Source organism: Klebsiella sp. JB_Kp004, assembly GCF_040065795.1.
In the GTDB taxonomy this organism is placed as follows: Bacteria; Pseudomonadota; Gammaproteobacteria; order Enterobacterales; family Enterobacteriaceae; genus Klebsiella; species Klebsiella quasipneumoniae.
In genome coordinates this window covers 27,639-43,681 of the sequence record NZ_JBEAKW010000033.1, presented here as the reverse complement: position 1 = coordinate 43,681, position 16,043 = coordinate 27,639, and the positions used below count along the sequence as shown (strand labels likewise).

The 16,043-nt window shown below is 45.4% G+C and carries 15 protein-coding genes; 11 read left to right on the top strand and 4 right to left on the bottom strand.

Going from position 1 to position 16,043, the window contains the following annotated elements; translation table 11 throughout:
- Positions 1-3: 3 nt before the first annotated feature.
- Together ABLX76_RS14540 and ABLX76_RS14535 are read right to left on the bottom strand one after the other, a co-directional pair.
- Positions 4-789, bottom strand: a complete 786-nt coding sequence (locus tag ABLX76_RS14540; protein ID WP_023343343.1) for a hypothetical protein — start codon at positions 787-789, stop codon at positions 4-6.
- Positions 790-942: 153 nt separating this feature from the next.
- The gene (locus ABLX76_RS14535; protein WP_019704393.1) at positions 943-1,530 is read right to left on the bottom strand and encodes a tyrosine-type recombinase/integrase; all 588 of its coding nucleotides are present in this window, start codon (positions 1,528-1,530) and stop codon (positions 943-945) included.
- Between the two features lie 253 nt (positions 1,531-1,783).
- On the opposite strand from ABLX76_RS14535, the gene ABLX76_RS14530 reads away from it, so the two are divergent.
- From ABLX76_RS14530 to ABLX76_RS14495, 8 genes are all read left to right on the top strand, one after another.
- Positions 1,784-2,122 (top strand): hypothetical protein, encoded by a 339-nt coding sequence (locus ABLX76_RS14530; protein WP_050543448.1) that lies wholly within the window; start codon positions 1,784-1,786, stop codon positions 2,120-2,122.
- Between the two features lie 1,663 nt (positions 2,123-3,785).
- Complete coding sequence (locus ABLX76_RS14525) at positions 3,786-4,232, top strand: hypothetical protein (RefSeq protein ID WP_348874736.1); 447 nt, start codon at positions 3,786-3,788, stop codon at positions 4,230-4,232.
- Positions 4,233-4,487: 255 nt separating this feature from the next.
- Positions 4,488-5,429 carry a hypothetical protein gene (locus ABLX76_RS14520; RefSeq protein ID WP_053090369.1) on the top strand — a complete coding sequence of 314 codons (942 nt, stop codon included), beginning with the start codon at positions 4,488-4,490 and terminating at the stop codon, positions 5,427-5,429.
- A complete protein-coding gene (locus ABLX76_RS14515) occupies positions 5,426-6,055 on the top strand; it encodes a hypothetical protein (protein ID WP_348874734.1) in 630 nt (209 codons plus the stop codon). The genes ABLX76_RS14520 and ABLX76_RS14515 overlap by 4 nt, the downstream gene beginning before the upstream one ends.
- A 96-nt stretch (positions 6,056-6,151) precedes the next feature.
- Positions 6,152-6,544 carry a hypothetical protein gene (locus ABLX76_RS14510; RefSeq protein ID WP_348874732.1) on the top strand — a complete coding sequence of 131 codons (393 nt, stop codon included), beginning with the start codon at positions 6,152-6,154 and terminating at the stop codon, positions 6,542-6,544.
- Between the two features lie 666 nt (positions 6,545-7,210).
- Entirely contained in the window at positions 7,211-7,555 is a 345-nt protein-coding gene (locus ABLX76_RS14505) for a hypothetical protein (RefSeq protein WP_047665924.1), read from the top strand.
- A gap of 24 nt (positions 7,556-7,579) precedes the next feature.
- Positions 7,580-8,620 (top strand): major capsid protein, encoded by a 1,041-nt coding sequence (locus ABLX76_RS14500; protein WP_048979908.1) that lies wholly within the window; start codon positions 7,580-7,582, stop codon positions 8,618-8,620.
- Between the two features lie 95 nt (positions 8,621-8,715).
- Entirely contained in the window at positions 8,716-8,925 is a 210-nt protein-coding gene (locus tag ABLX76_RS14495) for a hypothetical protein (protein WP_348874729.1), read from the top strand.
- A gap of 28 nt (positions 8,926-8,953) precedes the next feature.
- Here ABLX76_RS14495 and ABLX76_RS14490 read toward each other — a convergent pair whose 3' ends face one another.
- Both ABLX76_RS14490 and ABLX76_RS14485 read right to left on the bottom strand, forming a co-directional pair.
- Positions 8,954-9,355: a hypothetical protein gene (locus ABLX76_RS14490; protein WP_348874727.1), complete on the bottom strand. Its 402-nt coding sequence runs from the start codon at positions 9,353-9,355 to the stop codon at positions 8,954-8,956.
- An 88-nt stretch (positions 9,356-9,443) separates the two neighbouring features.
- Positions 9,444-10,691 (bottom strand): site-specific integrase, encoded by a 1,248-nt coding sequence (locus ABLX76_RS14485; protein WP_348874724.1) that lies wholly within the window; start codon positions 10,689-10,691, stop codon positions 9,444-9,446.
- Between the two features lie 351 nt (positions 10,692-11,042).
- Between ABLX76_RS14485 and ABLX76_RS14480 the strand changes: the two genes are divergently transcribed.
- The 3 genes from ABLX76_RS14480 (at position 11,043) to ABLX76_RS14470 (ending at position 15,734) form a co-directional block, all read left to right on the top strand.
- Positions 11,043-12,293, top strand: coding sequence for an integrase arm-type DNA-binding domain-containing protein (locus tag ABLX76_RS14480; RefSeq protein ID WP_348874723.1), 1,251 nt, complete (start codon positions 11,043-11,045; stop codon positions 12,291-12,293).
- A gap of 510 nt (positions 12,294-12,803) precedes the next feature.
- Positions 12,804-13,589: a hypothetical protein gene (locus ABLX76_RS14475; protein ID WP_080070954.1), complete on the top strand. Its 786-nt coding sequence runs from the start codon at positions 12,804-12,806 to the stop codon at positions 13,587-13,589.
- A gap of 21 nt (positions 13,590-13,610) precedes the next feature.
- Positions 13,611-15,734 (top strand): DNA methyltransferase, encoded by a 2,124-nt coding sequence (locus tag ABLX76_RS14470; protein ID WP_180250112.1) that lies wholly within the window; start codon positions 13,611-13,613, stop codon positions 15,732-15,734.
- The last annotated feature ends 309 nt before the right edge of the window (positions 15,735-16,043 follow it).

Sequence of the window (16,043 nt, the reverse complement as noted above, 5' to 3'; positions counted from 1 at the left end):
ATATTAAAACTCATTGTTTTTCCATTTCTTATACCAACTCGAAGCGGTGTTGTAAGAGCATCTCATTATGTATGATACAGCTAACGGTGTTGCTTGAAAATCAAAAAGTGTACAGACACATCTGATACCATGGGGGCTAAGTGTTCCATTTTTTTTGTAGTTATCTGGGTTGTTTGGATGAGTTGCTTCCAATGCTGATTTAGGTATGGATTTTATAAATTTATTTATTTCACTTATCTCCTTGTTAAGCTCCAATATACCTTTGTTGATTTTCTTTTTAAGCCTGTCTATTTCTTTTCGATACACGGTTTCCGCAGCATCAAAAGCAAGGGTATTAAAGCTCATGGCTAAAATGAACTTTCTTCCCATTCCGTTGATAACTTTACTTCTTAGTTCCTGAGCACGTTTTACCGCAGTGTAATCATATTGAGGAATAATATCCAAGTCGGAGTAGGCACCCACATCAACGGTCAATTGGTATACTCGGTGTCCGATATGATTTCGGTAATCTACAAGTTTTTTAATCTCGTCGCTTTCTTCTTGGTTAATTATTTTTTCTGAAACGAGTAAAGCTCGAGCTTTTTCAAATGGCTTGTCCTTACTATCTTTATCTATCATATTTAACAGATCTGTCTTTCTAAACTCACTCGTTGAACTTATTGACTTGAGAACAAATTCTTTTAAATCTTCCATATAGAAAAGAATAAGGATCATTTCAAGAGCACGGGCTTTGAGTTCATTTGACTCTAATGTTGTAGGTAATCTACCGTGTGGTCTGTGTGGTTTCATTTTATCCCGTTGAAAATTATGCACATTGTAATGTAATCAATTGGGATACTCACATGATTTAAATATTTTTGCAACATAGACGGTTTGATTTTATACGAAGACTGATAATCCAGAAAAGGACTAACACACTGTTAGTGAACAGTATTTCCATCATTACCACTCCTCCCCCAGGGAAAATTCTTCCGCTAGTGTGTCCGCAGTCTCCTGCGTGAACCCGATGTAAAACAGGGTTGAAGCCGGGTTGGCCTGGCCCAACAACTTTGTGATGTGCTCCAGCGGTGCGCCGTTCTCAAAGAGGATGCGGCCTTTGCTTTTGCGTGGTGTATGGCTTCCCACATCCAGGAAGCCCGCACGGCGCCCGCACTTCCCGTACTCAGTCAGAACCGCGTTATGGCTAACTGGCTGGCCCTTCGACCTCAGATCAGAAAGGCTGAATATGTAGTCACCGAATTTTGGGCGGTCTGCTGCTTCTTCCCGGCGAGCTTGGACTATGGAGCGCATAGCCGGGGTAATAGCGACCTTGTGAAGTTTCCCGGTCTTCTCTTGCTTGATAGACAGATGCGTCTTGCCATCAGCGAACTGATCCCAGGTCAGTTTTACGGCATCACCGAAGCGGAGAGCGCTCTCGAACTGCATCGCCCACAAACAGCGGAACAGGTTGGTTTTTGTATTCCGTGCCAGCTCCGCGCTGACGGCCTTCACTTCTTCGGCGGTCTTCAAAGCGATCATTGCATTACCCATAATTTTCTCCCTACAGCCGTGCGGCTTTTTTATCTTTCAGTTGATATATTTTTGATCAAAAACAGTGTGTTGGAAAGTGATTTAGTTTAATTGAAGCACAAAATGATCAAGAAATGAGTAAGTATTTTTGTTCCTGAACGGGCTTTAGGGCGCAGCCAAGTGAAGAGGAGCCGTGATCAGTGGATTGCTCCTGGTAAAGGATTAATCTATCGTGACGGGATGTAACGAATACTTGCAGCGGTTTGGATCACTTATGCTTAATACGCCAGAACTGATAGCCCCAATCATTGGATTTTGCTCTTTCAGTTGCGGGGTTACCTCTTATCTCGCATGTAAAGGACAAGGATTAAGTAAACTTGGCTGGGTACTTGTTATATGCAATGTTGCGGCATTCCTATACTTGAATAACCTTCTTTTCATCGATCTGATTCAAAGGGTTGCAGATACCGAAGATGGTTATGTGAATATTTTTGATGATGAATTCGTCTCGGATGTTTCTCGAAATACGATACAGGTAATCATCACTTACGTAGCGGCGGCTGCAATTGGTGGTTATCAGGGAGCAAAAAGAAAATTCAAAATAAATAGGTAACTTGATGGTGGTTAAACGTTTCCCCGCTGGAAAGGGTCTAAAGTGACTGCCCTCCTTTTATGTCCTGCCCAGAAAAATATCCTGCCTTCACACTCAGAGATCTGCCTGACGTAAACTCACACCCCACGAAAAAAGTCAACAGAAATTTCAAAATATCTTAGCGGCTGAGTCATCGAGTACCGCCCGAGTCCCGAGCATCAGTCCAACGAAGTGAATAAACCTTGCCTGATCCTGCATAAACGATGCATAGGAAGGCCGTCTGACGGCGTTATCAGGCTCATATACCTATTATCAATCACTTGGAGAGTGGAGACTGTTAGTCTTCACTTTCACGACTTCGCTTTTCCCTCTGCCCTACGGGCCAGGTTTCCCCACCAACAAGAGGCCAGGCGCTGGCGATATGGCCCGACCTCCGGCCCTGGTCGTTGTCTTATCCCACAACAGTTCCGGCCTCAACCCTTCCACCATCCGGCAACCCTTACCACGCTTCACCAGAAACCCTTAGCGGCGTTTGCCGTCACGATCTGAATCACGATAACCGCAATCACAGCGCCCTCCAGAGCGCGTCCCGTGAGCCTGAAAATCGGGCTGAAAAGCGAGGCGATTCTCATCGTTTCTGGTTTTTTGGCGAAGAATTATTTTTTGCAGAGAATGGGGCGTAGTGGGTGAATCTGGTTTAGCCAAGCAATGAACAGGCAAGCCACGATATCGGCAGACAGAATTGACGAACCCGTGCCAGCCGTGGCGCTCAGGTCATACCGTTGTATGATTTCCACCATAGCGAAGGTCGCGACATGCTCGCTTCTACGCGCGGGATTAGCACAGATTCGCCCGGACGGGTCAAGAAAGGGCAGCTTTTCGGGTCATTTGATTGCTATTTGATGGCATTTATTTTGAGAAAAGATCCGGTGATGCCCAAGTGCCTATGGGGACATCATGTTGTCTCATGTGCGTTCGTTGACGACCCCAGAACAGGCATTAGCAAAGTTTGTACATGGCTTTTAGCAAAGTTTGTACACTAATCAGTAACAAGTTAAATCAAGAACAAGATCTAAAACCCAGTCATGTACAAAATTTGTACCTTAATCATATAAAGAGGAAACCTTCCTTTTGTGCCTGGCTGTAGCCAGTTGTGTTGGTCTCTCTATTCAGTCGCAGACGCTCCACGCTTCGCGATATCCATCGCCCATGCGGTGACTCGTTATCCTGTTCTGACCGAACAGGCTCGCCACCTTTTGGGCAGCAAGGGCGACAGCCCGCGCAGTAATTTGGAAACACTGTCACGAGGAGTGTAACCCGCAGAGTCAATGGGGGGCGGGGTCTGCTAATCATCACTTAAGCACACTCCATGTCAGTTATGCTTCACGTCCTGCGAAATCCTCAACGAAAGGGGCCTACGCGGGGCTGTAATGCCTCGGGCGATACGATGGTAGCTGGTATGATTCAGAGGCCCGCAGAATCGCTTACGGCGCGTTTAAAAGACCTTGACATTGAATTCTCAGTTATGGCATAGTAAGATAGGGAAAGCAATTTTATCTTGACAAATGCTTGCATTGCTGATAACATGGCTTTCAACAATTAAGGTCATCACCGCCCGGTGAGAGTCCTGACTAAATGGGTACAGAATGACCCTCCGATAATTTTAATCCTACGGAGGAACCCAATGAACAAACCAAGATCCCAACGCATCACCCCTGCCACCATGACTGGCGAGCATATCGCAGACGCGATCCTTTATGGCACGTACACCAAAACCGCGCTTTGGTCTTTCATCTCCAGAAATGGTGGAGCGGATGCGGCACATGCTAAGTACCCGCAACTGGCCGTTGCACTTCATATCCTGAAACAGGAAAAGAAGAAGGCAAAGAGCGCTCGTGCGGTCAAGACGATCCTGAAACTCCTTTCCCGCCAGTATGCTGACGGTCAGTCGTTGACTGAGATCCTTAACCCTGTGCTCCAGAGCTATCGCCGTCTATACCGTGAAAAACTCAACCTCGATATGACGCCCGAGCAGGTGATCATGTTCCTGGTTGCCACCCACGGTGTGGAGAACCTTGAGCAACACGGTTATAGCGTCGCGGGCGACTTCCTGACAGTTACGACAGCGTGATTCTATCCGGCGCAATGCCGAATTAACCAGATCGCCTCACACAGGGCAGACCAAATATAAACGCAGGCCGTCGAATCCTGATCGCTCACCCGCGATAGCAGGGGCAAATCTGCATGTCTGACAAACAGGAGACTTTAATCATGAATATCTCATTCCCGGATGAGACGTACCGAACGTTGCTGAGAGAAGCGAACCGCCGCGACATGCCAATGGCGAAAATGTGCAGTGAATTGCTTCAAACAGCAGCAAAGATCATTGAAAAGACAGATTCGGATAACCAAACAGATAACCAGCGAGGGAATAGTGACCACAGAGACAGAAAAATACATCACGGTTTTTAAACGCCTCCAGTATGCAACACACGTTGTGCGCCGTGATACCGGGGAGGAGATAAAAAACCGCATCGAAGTCGCCAGCTTCTACGGCTACATGCGCGATCAGTACACGAGCTACTCCGCAAAGGACTTGGAGTTCTTCGAGTCGATGGAGAGCATGGGACTGAAATTTCAGAATACTGATCGCCGGACAGTTAAAAAATGGCTGGATGTGTTAAACGCTATCGGGCTGGTTATTTCAGACAAGAGGGGGAAGGATGAGCGCGGCTATGATCGCTATTACCACACAGTGATTCCCCTGGAGGAGATCGCGGACAACCTACTTTTCTACGGTTCAGCATCAATCAGCGGTGGGCTACTGGCTGAGGGAATGTTGATCCGCTCGTTGGAGAAGAAGAAGCCACGCGGGAAACCGAAACAAAAATCCGAGGATAAACAGGTGGATGGAAGTGGTCATGAAGAGTGCGCAACGCAGGCAGAGCAGGCAGCAACCGCTGACCCGAGTATTAACCTGGCCCCTGAGCCTGCCCGGGATGATTCTGAACAGCGATCTGGCATGGAATCTGACACTGAGCGCGGTAGCGATGCTGGCACCGATGGTAATCATGCAATGAGCCAGGAAGCGCAGGACGATGAGCCAACGTTTCCACCCGAGAAACCAGAGCTACAGGAAACCGCAGGCCGGGTTATAGCCCCACTCGATGATCTTCGCTACTGGTCAGATATTGGCTACGAAGGCATGGACGACTACGGCGTAATGTGGGGTGTATCAGGCGATGACCTTGATAATCTGATTCGTGAACACCTCAAAATAAGAGAAGCGGAAGCAGAAAAAAACTTTAAATCGCAGAGGGCACATTGATTGAGAAAGTCACGGCGCTGACCGCCACCCAGAACGAACCAGAAAAGATTGACCCAGAAGAACAACTCCCAGACCTACCCGGCCCAGAATTACCTGACCTCACCCGCCTATATAAACGTCGATGTCGTGATGGCAACGTTATGCAGAGATGCAAACACATGCTCATTGCGGGATATTCTCCAGGACGCGTGGCATTGCTGCTGAGGCTACCGCTAGAAAAGGTTAAAGAACTCCACCAGGCGAGTTACAACCCGCGATGTAGGCGCTTTGCGAACCCGAACAACGGGAAATTAATAATAACGATGTGGCACGAGGGCGCAACGCTCGTGGAGGTCTGCCAGACGCTGGGCTTGCCGTTGTTCACTGTGGTGATGTCACTTCGGCAGAATGGCGTTACCAATGCCGCAATGGCTCCACGGATGCCAGAGTACGATGATCCGCTGTATGTTGAATATCGGCAGGTTGTGGCCCGAAAAGCTACGAGCAAATCGCGGCCTATTCAGATAAATCCTGTTCGCCGCGTTAGTCCAGCGTCACGAGGTGACGTTAGCGAAGCTAACCCGCAAAGTGGGCTGCATAAGAAAAGCCAACAAACCACAACAGCGAGCCAGACCGCGACGGCCTGACCTTGAATCTCATAGACCTTTTACCATACCTGCCCGTTGCATGGCTGGCGTATCGCTGCGCCCGTGACGGGCTGGCCCTGTACAGGAACCACCACAATGAAAACAACATTGCAAAAAGTCAGAGACAGCATTGCCGCCGCGCTTCTGGGGAAAACTCCAGAGCAACTGGAGGAAGAACAGCGGCTGGACGCTGTAAAAAGTGCGATTGATGACTATCTGATCCGCCATCCAGACTGGAAACCAACAACAGCGCCCGCCGTTGCGCCAGTAACCAGCAAAAAACAAAAAGCCAAACGTATCATGAAGACGCTGGGCGCTGGGGCAGGTGTCTTTACTCCCCCTGTTGTGGACGAAGCGGCGTTAGCTCGTACTCGCTCCAAATGCCGGGAGATCGTTGCCGCCGATCCGGCTGCGTACTCCTACGTGCTCCCGTCAGAGCCACTGCCTGACCAAGATAAACCGGGCGGGGCGGGTACAATACAGGGCTAATGATAAAGGGGGCAGGGAAACCTTCCTTCTTTGTATTCACAGATGAACTTAGAAGTCAACAAATTTAACGTGAATTCTGATTGCACTTTAAATAATAACGTGTTAAAATTATATATAAGGTGATTAATAGATTCGAAAGAGTCTACTGCGAACTACAGCCAATTGAACGTAATTTAATCTCCTCTCAGGCGCTGGCTCCTTGATACCTCGCACGGGCCATCTTTGCTTTCCAGCGCCGCTTATTCCCCTGCCGTGGTATTAGCCTTCCGCGATGGGGTTTGCCAGCGGTCTAACAACCGCAATAAGTCCCGGCTCTCCTCGGGCTGTCTGCCGGACATAAAACGGCATCGAGCGCACGGCGTAGGGATTCAGAGGTCTCCCGCCGTTGTCGCTCCCTTATTCCAGCCCGGTAAAGCCGGGTTAGCAGAGCTAACGCCCGTAGAGGGCGCTGCACATTCCCATCTCTCAGAAAAATAACGATAAAGATCCTCGTTGCTCCTCAGGGGCGGTATCTTCGCCGCCCGCCTTTTTTCTGATGCAGAAACAAATAAAGGAAGGTCGCCACTGGCGACCTCTTTTGTACTCGCACGCCGTCAATTCTGACGATACGGCCCGAAAGGCCAAAGCCTACAGGCCAGCAAACAACAACTTTATGGAGTGACTTTTATGAAAATGGGCGAATCCCAACGCACCTTTAATGATGTCGTGACCTATCAGGCCGACGCTAATTTTGCAGTGAAAACAATCAACATCCCAAACCTGGCCGTCGAAGTGCAGCCCGGTTCGGTCATTAAAGCCGACGGCACCGCATTTACCTCCGGCAATGATGCGTTACTGGTTCTGAGTCATCACCGCGCTGGTACAGATGCAAACATCATTGTTGCTGACCGTGGCGTCTACATCCGCCCGGAAACCGTCATCGCCGTTATGGGCGCGACTGTAGGCGCTGCTGCAATTGCTGCTCTGACTGCATCCGGCAACATCCGCGTAGCTCAGGCTGACGCTCAATAATTTTACCGATAAGGACATCACAACATGGCTCTTACAAAAGATTTTTCATACGTCGATTACAGTTCGACCTTTGCGAACGTTCCGGCTCGAAACCGTATCTTAACCAACCTGAACATTTTCCAGCGTGACGTTACTGACCAGTTTAAAACCAGTCTGGACATCCTGAACGCTCAGGCTGACACCATCGCCCCGGCAGCAAATCGATTTTCCAGCGAATGGGGAAGCACACCGAAGCCAAAAGCAGCTAATCATCTGATCGAGCTTCCTCTGTTCCCCACGCAGGATGTGATCACTGCTGCTGATGTGCAGCCATTCCGTAAGATCGGCTCTTCGCTACAGGCCAACGTCCTGGACGCTGTGACAGCTAAAAGCCTGGCTCACTATGAACGCTTCGCTGCGACTCGTGAACGCATGTTTGCTGAAAGCCTGTTCCGCCATCGTGTCACCGATATGCAGTATACCGCTGACGGGTCGGAAATCCTGGATTGGTCAGAGGAGTTTGGTTACGACCAAAGCACCGGAACCATCTACACGGGGGTTGCTGCTGATCCGTTAGAATCCCTGTCCGATGAGGTCAGCGCCATGAAGCGCCGCATGGGTGGCCTTGCTTCCCTGCTAAAAGGCATCTACCTGTTCGCGGGTTCCAACCTGTTCAAGAAGTTGCGCTTTAACCCATCGGTTCGCCAGCTTGTGCAGTATGGTGTGCTTGATCCTGATGGCCTGGTGTTCAATAAAGAGATCAACCCGGCATTCAGCTATTTCGTTCTGGATAACGTGACTGTAGTCGAGATGTCCGATACCGATTTTTACGGCATCGGGGCAGATCAAGGCTTCATGGTTCCGGTCTTCGAGAAGCCGTTAAGCGCTGATCAGGCATCACCATTTACCAACCTTGTCGGGCCTACATCACGAAATCTCGATTTGGCCTTTGCTGACGTAGTGGATTTCCGCATCTATAGCAGCACCGATGCGTATAAGAACATTACGCTTTCCAGTGAGTTCAGCCTGCTGCCGATTTGCTACCGCCCGGATCTGGTAACCGCCATCACCAACGATGCTTCGTAATCAGGCGAGGTAACAGCCCAACGGGATAAAACCCCAGGGGCTAACGGTTTTGGGGCGGTGATTGCCGCCCTCCGCTATTATGGAGAGGTAAAAATATGCAATTGAAGATTCTGGGCGTTGGAAACTCGCCGCTGCTGTCGATCAAGTTCAGCAAGTTGGCCGATGCCAACTTGCTGAACTTGTCAGCGCTCGCCAGAAAGTTGGGTGTACACCGCAGCACCTTTTTATCACGCGTGGCGACACATGGTCTTGAAGCCGCGATCTTGTACTACGCCACTGAACAGAAATTGAAAAATGTGGGCTAATGCCGGACGGGAAACCGCCCGGTTTTTTTTATTTCGTATGGCAACCGAACTGTTTAACCAGAACCTGTTTCACTATCTCGTAGGCATCCTGTGTGAGCAATTCTTGCCGCGTATGCTGTTTCATATATTCATCAACTGAAAATAAAAAAAGTGGAAGCTGATCTTCGTTTGCTGGGCAGATCGAACCAGCGCGAATTAACCCATCGGCAACACCGCCAATGAAACCAACATAAAATCCGTTATTCATAGCATCATTTGGTGTTATGCGCTTCTGTACTTCTTTAGGATCTCTGTTGTACTTTTCGTTTTGAGCTACCACCTCGGCTCTGGATTCACCCCACAATGAAAGCTGAAACCCTGAAAATGTTCTTGCCTGTACGGATGTACAAGTAAGCAGGAAAATGCACATGCAGAGCAGCCGAATATACATAAAAAATCCCCCAATGAGTTAATATGCTGCATGTTATCTGATGAACGTAATTTCTTTCTAAGAATTTTGCAGGTTCAATGGCAAATTTTCATGTCTCAATATCGTAACTGACCAACTCGACATATTTTGATAGCTCCACTGGTGACGCCGCATTTTTTGAGTACGTCTTGAAGGTCTCCGTTTTCCCGCGTTCATGGCCCATTAGAAGGGCTATCCTGTCCTCTGGAACCTGGTTCCGGTCTAACTGCTGGGCTACCTCGTGGCGCAGGCTGTGGAACACCTTTCGTTCTGTTCCAACTTCACCCAGCGCCAGCCGTTTAGCCCGTGTAAAACGCTGCGTATGCCACGTTGAGCGCTTGCCGTCTGCACGGTCAATGATTGACGCACGGTAGAAAAGGAAGCCGTTATGTGGCTTCTGGAGAAGGGACTCCACCAGATCAATAATACGGCTGTGAACCGGGATGATACGCGCTGCTGATTTGGTTTTTCCCTCCGTGACTTCGAAGCAAAGGACGCCCTCAATCTCGCGGATGTTTCCAACACACAAAGAGCAAATTTCATTCAGCCTCATGCCGCTGTACATGCCGATCAGCGTAACCGCTTGCATCTCTTCGTCACCCTCCAGGGCAGTGAAGACCTTCGCCAGTTCCACATGGGTGAAAACCTCATAGCTTACCTTGCTACTTTTCGCTTCCAGGCCATGACCACGCCAGGGGTTATCCTGTGGTGCGTCGTGATATCGGTTACGGGCTAAGTCCCAGATTTGAGCAAGGGCGCTGATGTAGTTTTGAATAGTCTGGGGCGCTCTCTCGCATTTCAGTTTATCCAGCCAGCCAGTAACTATGGTTCGGTTGATATCTTTCAATGGAATATCGCGCTTGCGAAGGTGGGACAATAAGACCTCGACGGCCTTGTTCGTCTTTGACAGGGTGGTCAGTTTACGTTTCTCACTGAATTGCAGAATGTACTGATCCCGCATCGCCAGAAGAGAAGGGCAAGCCTGCACTTGAGCGGGGAAGTTCAATTGTGTGGGCGGTGTGTCCTTTGCTTGTTTGCCAATACCTCGAAGTTCATCAAGGATCTGCTCAACCCGTGAACCTGAACGTACTGGTTTAAGCTGATCGCGCAGCTTGTACCATTCCAACGCTATGGCATCCCTGAATAGACGCGCCTGACGAATGTCGCGAGTCGCTGTTGACCTCATGAAGTATGTCTTATTGCCGAAGTGTGCCGCCATGTACGCCGGGACAGCTATGCGTACCATGTACACACCACACGGATCGAGAATCAGATAACGATCGCGTTTGTCCTTCGGCTTTGCCCTCTTGTGATCCATGTAAACCCCTGCTATTTTGCTGGGGCAATCTGTTGGCGAAATTGCCTGTACGAACCGTAGGTGCGTAACAAGTTAGTGATGATAATCAATGACTTGTTAGACGCAGTTGATTCAAAATCAACCGTAGAAATACGTGCCGGTTCGAGTCCGGCCTTCGGCACCAATCAAGTCTTTTTTTTCGTCTACTAAAGTCTATTTACGTATACAAAATCAATAAGTTAGATGTCCTGCCTCTTGTTTCAGGTCTATTAAAGTCTACTGTCGTATATCAACATCTACCAACAAATGATGGTATAACTGTTGGTAGCTTCGGTTCGATTGAAATTGATACCAACACGGAGAGGGGGATCTATGGCTCTTACTGATATCAAAGTCAGAACAGTTAAGCCTGCAGACAAACCTTTCAAACTTACCGATGGTGAGGGGATGCACCTGTTGGTTAACCCCAATGGCTCAAAATACTGGCGTCTTCAATATCGTTTTAGTGGCAAACAGAAGATGCTGGCGTTAGGGGTTTATCCAATGGTTTCATTGGCAGAGGCCCGTAAGAGGCGCGATGCCGCGAAGAAACTGGTTTCTGATGGTATCGATCCCTCTCAAAAGAAAAAAGAGGACAAGATTGAAGAAAGCGGAGCACTAACCTTTGAGGCTGTAGCAAGAGATTGGCATGCATCCTGTAGCAAAAAATGGTCGGAGTCCCATAGTGAGCGGGTGCTTAAAAGCTTAGTGGATAATCTTTTCTCTGCGTTAGGTAAACGTAAGATTTCGGAACTGAAAACTCGGGATCTGCTCGCTCCAATTAAGGTAGTCGAGGCTAGTGGGCGATATGAAGTAGCTTCGCGTCTTCAACAGCGAACGACCGCAATCCTACGTTTTGCCGTACAAAATGGTCTACTTGATTATAATCCAGCTCAAGATATGGCTGGCGCAATAGCTGTAGCTAAACGAGTGCACCGCCCACCGCTTGATTTCGAACGCCTTCCCGAATTGCTTGATCGTATCGAATGCTTTAAAGGTCGAAAGTTGACTAAATTGGCAGTAAAACTAACACTGTTGGTGTTCATACGTTCAAGTGAACTGCGTTTTGCAAGATGGGAAGAAATCGATTTTAAAAATGCGCTTTGGACGATACCTGCAGAACGAGAACCTCTGAAGGGCGTAAAGCACTCACATCGTGGTTCTAAGATGCGTAGCCCTCACCTCGTGCCTCTAAGCCGTCAGGCACTGGAAGTGTTAAAAGATATAAAACAAATCAGTGGGGATTACGAGTTGGTCTTCATCGGCGATCATCAGCAGGATAGGCCGATGAGCGAGAATACTGTTAACAAGGCTCTTCGCTCAATGGGCTATGACACTAAAACGGAAGTTTGCGGACACGGGTTTAGGGCGATGGCCTGTAGTGCCTTGATCGAATCCGGCTTATGGTCAAAAGATGCTGTTGAACGTCAAATGAGCCATCAGGAGCGTAATAACGTTCGCGCCGCTTACATCCATCTTGCTGAACATCTTGATGAGCGAAGGCTAATGCTACAGTGGTGGGCTGATTATCTTGATGCTAATCGGAACAGTATGGTTAGACCGTTTAAGTTTGCAACAATATAAAATGCAAGCTAATCAGTTGATAAGTCGTCATATATCTACTTATAAATCATTATGTTGAACGATATTTGGTTAGCCATAGATGGTTGATGGCTACATAATCATATCGTAGAATGTTTGCTAATTTTGCAACTGTCGGTCAGTGAAACCAGAACGTTGATTGGTTTAAAGTTAGCTGACGTAAAGGGAATAAATTCGATATAAATCAGTAGATTGCTTATTGTCCGTTTCCAAAAAAGAAGAAATCTATTGATGCACAACCCGGTCACAAGATGCGACTGGTGCGGTAGCTATGGAGAAATCAATTTGCATGTTCAATGCTAACCATATGATATTACTATATATATGATTTTATGACTCATGAGCTTTTCGAAAGTTATTAACACTTTTAGCCCGGCACTGAACCTCCTTAAGGTTAAAATCCTCCCATTTCCTGCTCCGTAAAGATTGGACAAATTTTAGTCCTCTCCGCGATATTTAGATTTAATCTTAACTAAATAAGGATATACACTAATGTTTGAGAAGAGTTGTTATAAAACATCCTGCTTTGATGTTTATAAAAATTGTGTAGATGCAATAAACGATGGAGAACTTATTACAGCCGTTAGTGCTGGGGATAAAGAATTTCATTTTCAAAACTGGGTAGAAAATAGGATAAAAGACCTTGGTTATCACGTCGAGGGAGGAGGAAGAAATACATATCCTGATTTTTCTTTAGTAGAAATGACGGAAGGATATGAGGTTAAGGGTTTAGCATGGCCGGGCAGAGAAAGAGATTATGATTCAAATAGCCAGGTGCCTACAGGATTACATAATGGCAGGCAGATTTTCTACATTTTTGGTCGATACCCTGCCGATCTAAAAGATTTTTCGGCAAATGATAGAGGAAACAAGCAATATCCTGTTGTAGATTTAGTAATCTGTCATGGCGATTTCTTGAATTCAGATCATACATATATTCATAAAAATAAGAGTGTTAAAGGATTTGGTACTTATGGCGATATTATGATTCGCGATAGAAAGATGTATGTTGCACCAACTCCTTTCGCTTTAGCTGAAGGAACGACTGGTCTTCAAACACTCATAGTACCGGCAGATTTTCCAACAGATAATAGATTTCAAGAGGTTGGTCGTTTAGTGAGAATCGAGGCTGAAGAGGTTGTCATAGGTTATCACTTTGATTTGCGAACAAATGAGTTAAGTGCTGATAAAATCCCTAATCCAAAATCTGGACAGCAACATGAATTCATTGCTTATAGATTAAAAAGTCAGACATCACGTTGCGTATCATTAAGTTAAAATTGATTTGGAGTTATATAAATGCACTTGGCTAAAAATAACAGTTTAATCATGCCATCCCAGAAAAATTCGGCTCTTGAATGTTCTTTCCCAGCACAAAAAATAAGCCAGGTTGCAGAGCAAGAAAGTTGGCGCAAAGAAATCAATCGCCCCATATATCATATTCATAAGTGGTGGGCCACTAGACTGGGAAGTGTTTTTCGTGCTATCACTTTATCCGCATTGAGTAATTCTAATGCTGATATATGGGACGATTTTTATAAAAAACATAACTTTAAAAATAAAATAGTATTAGACCCATTTATGGGAAGTGGTACGACTTTAGGGGAGGCGGTAAAATTAGGAGCTAAGGCTATTGGATGTGATATTAATCCTATCAGTTCATTTCAAGTAAAACAGGCATTCACAAGAGTTCCAGAAGAAACTCTTAGAAGAGTATTTGTTGAATTAGAAAATTCAGTGTCTGAGGATATAAAAAGTTATTATAAAACACTTAATCCTTTAACAGGAAATTATATTCCCGTTTTGTATTTTTTTTGGGTTAAGTTAGTCAAGACTCCAGAAGGTGAAGAAATACCATTATTTTCTAAATTTGTTTTTTCGCAAGATGCCTATCCAAAAAAGAAACCGAAGGCACAAATATTATGTCCCGAGTGTTGGAGTGTGATAGAAGGAAATTATGATTGTACAGAATTAACTTGTAATACATGCCTACATAAATTTAACCCACAAAAAGGACCTGTTGTTGGGCAGTATGTTTTATCTAAAAATGGTACTAAATATAAAATAAAAGATTTGGTCCCATCTGATGGCTCATTGCTAAAAGAAAAGATGTATGCTTCATTAGCACTTAATGAGGATGGAGAAAAAGTATATCTTCCAATTACTGAAGATGATATAAAAATTTTAAAAACTGCGAAAGACAGATTAGAGCAAGAAAATCTAATATTACCAGATATGGTTGTTCGGGCTGGGCACAACACCAATCAGGCTCTTGGATACAACTACACTAATTGGCGAAATTTCTTTAACTCAAGGCAATTGTTATGTTTAGGTATATTACTTAAAAAAATCCTAGAAATAGAAGATACCAATATTCAAGAACAATTTTTATGCCTTTTTTCTGGCACTCTTGAGTTTAATAACCTTTTCTGCAGTTACAAGGGGGAAGGTACCGGTGCAGTTAGACATATGTTTTCAAATCACATATTAAAGCCGGAAAGAACGCCATTAGAAAACTCAGTTTGGGGAAACAAAAAAAGTAGTGGTACCTTTTCAACATTATTCGAAACTAGATTAATTAAGGCAAAACGTTATCTGGATGAACCATTCGAAATAAAACTAGCAGATAAGTCAGATGACAATAAACATACGACCTCGAAATGCATTTCAAGTGAACCTATAAATACTCAAATAGTTGACAATTGGGATGCTTTATTTAACTCCACTAATTCCATGATGATTTTAAATGGGAATAGTGCGAATTTAGATATCCCGCCAAATAGTGTTGATGCTGTGATTACAGATCCGCCATATTTTGATTTTGTTCATTATAGTGAATTAAGTGATTTTTTCTATGCTTGGCTATCACCTGTGCTTCAAGAACGTTATACTTATTTTCAAAAAAATAATTCATATGATGCTGGAGAGGTTCAACAGAAAGACCCAGAAACGTTTTCCAAACAGCTCACTGAGGTGTTTAAAGAATGTCATCGAGTCTTGAAAGAGAATGGGACATTAACATTTAGCTTCCATCATTCGAAACCAGAAGGATGGGCAGCAATATATAAATCAATAATAAACTCTGGCTTTCATATTGTAGCGGTACATCCTGTGCATGCAGAATCTCGCTCATCTAGCCCCAAATCACAAGCCAAGTCACCAATAAGCCTTGATGCTATACTGGTATGTAAAAAAACATCAGAAGATCTATCCAGCTTATCAAAAAACATACCTAATGATATAGAAAGAATAACGAGATCACTTGAAGAATCGGGAATGAAACTATCAAAAGGTGATTTGTTCGTTATTGGCGCATCTATTGTTTTGATGTCTGAGTCTTTTAATAATCTTTCGTATGATGAAATAAAATCAAAGATTACTGTAATTTATGATGAAGTAGTTAAGGATGATTTAAGCAAATAATTGTCATATTAGTCATTCTAAAAAGGGCCTTTCGGCCCTTTCTTTTTCCCGCTAAGGGAACTCTCCATTGGAGAGAATATATAACCCCATGCTTGGGGCGACGCAATCAGCCCATTGGACTGTAAACAACTCCCCATATGTGGGGCAATCAGACACTTCGTTGAAGTGAATATTCACAAGGAACACTTATTAAATACGATATTAAATATCAATTGTCAAATTTATTTCTCTAAAACTTTCAGATTTAAAAACAATATATAATTATATAGCACAACTATGAACAACACACTACAACATAAAATGCATTGT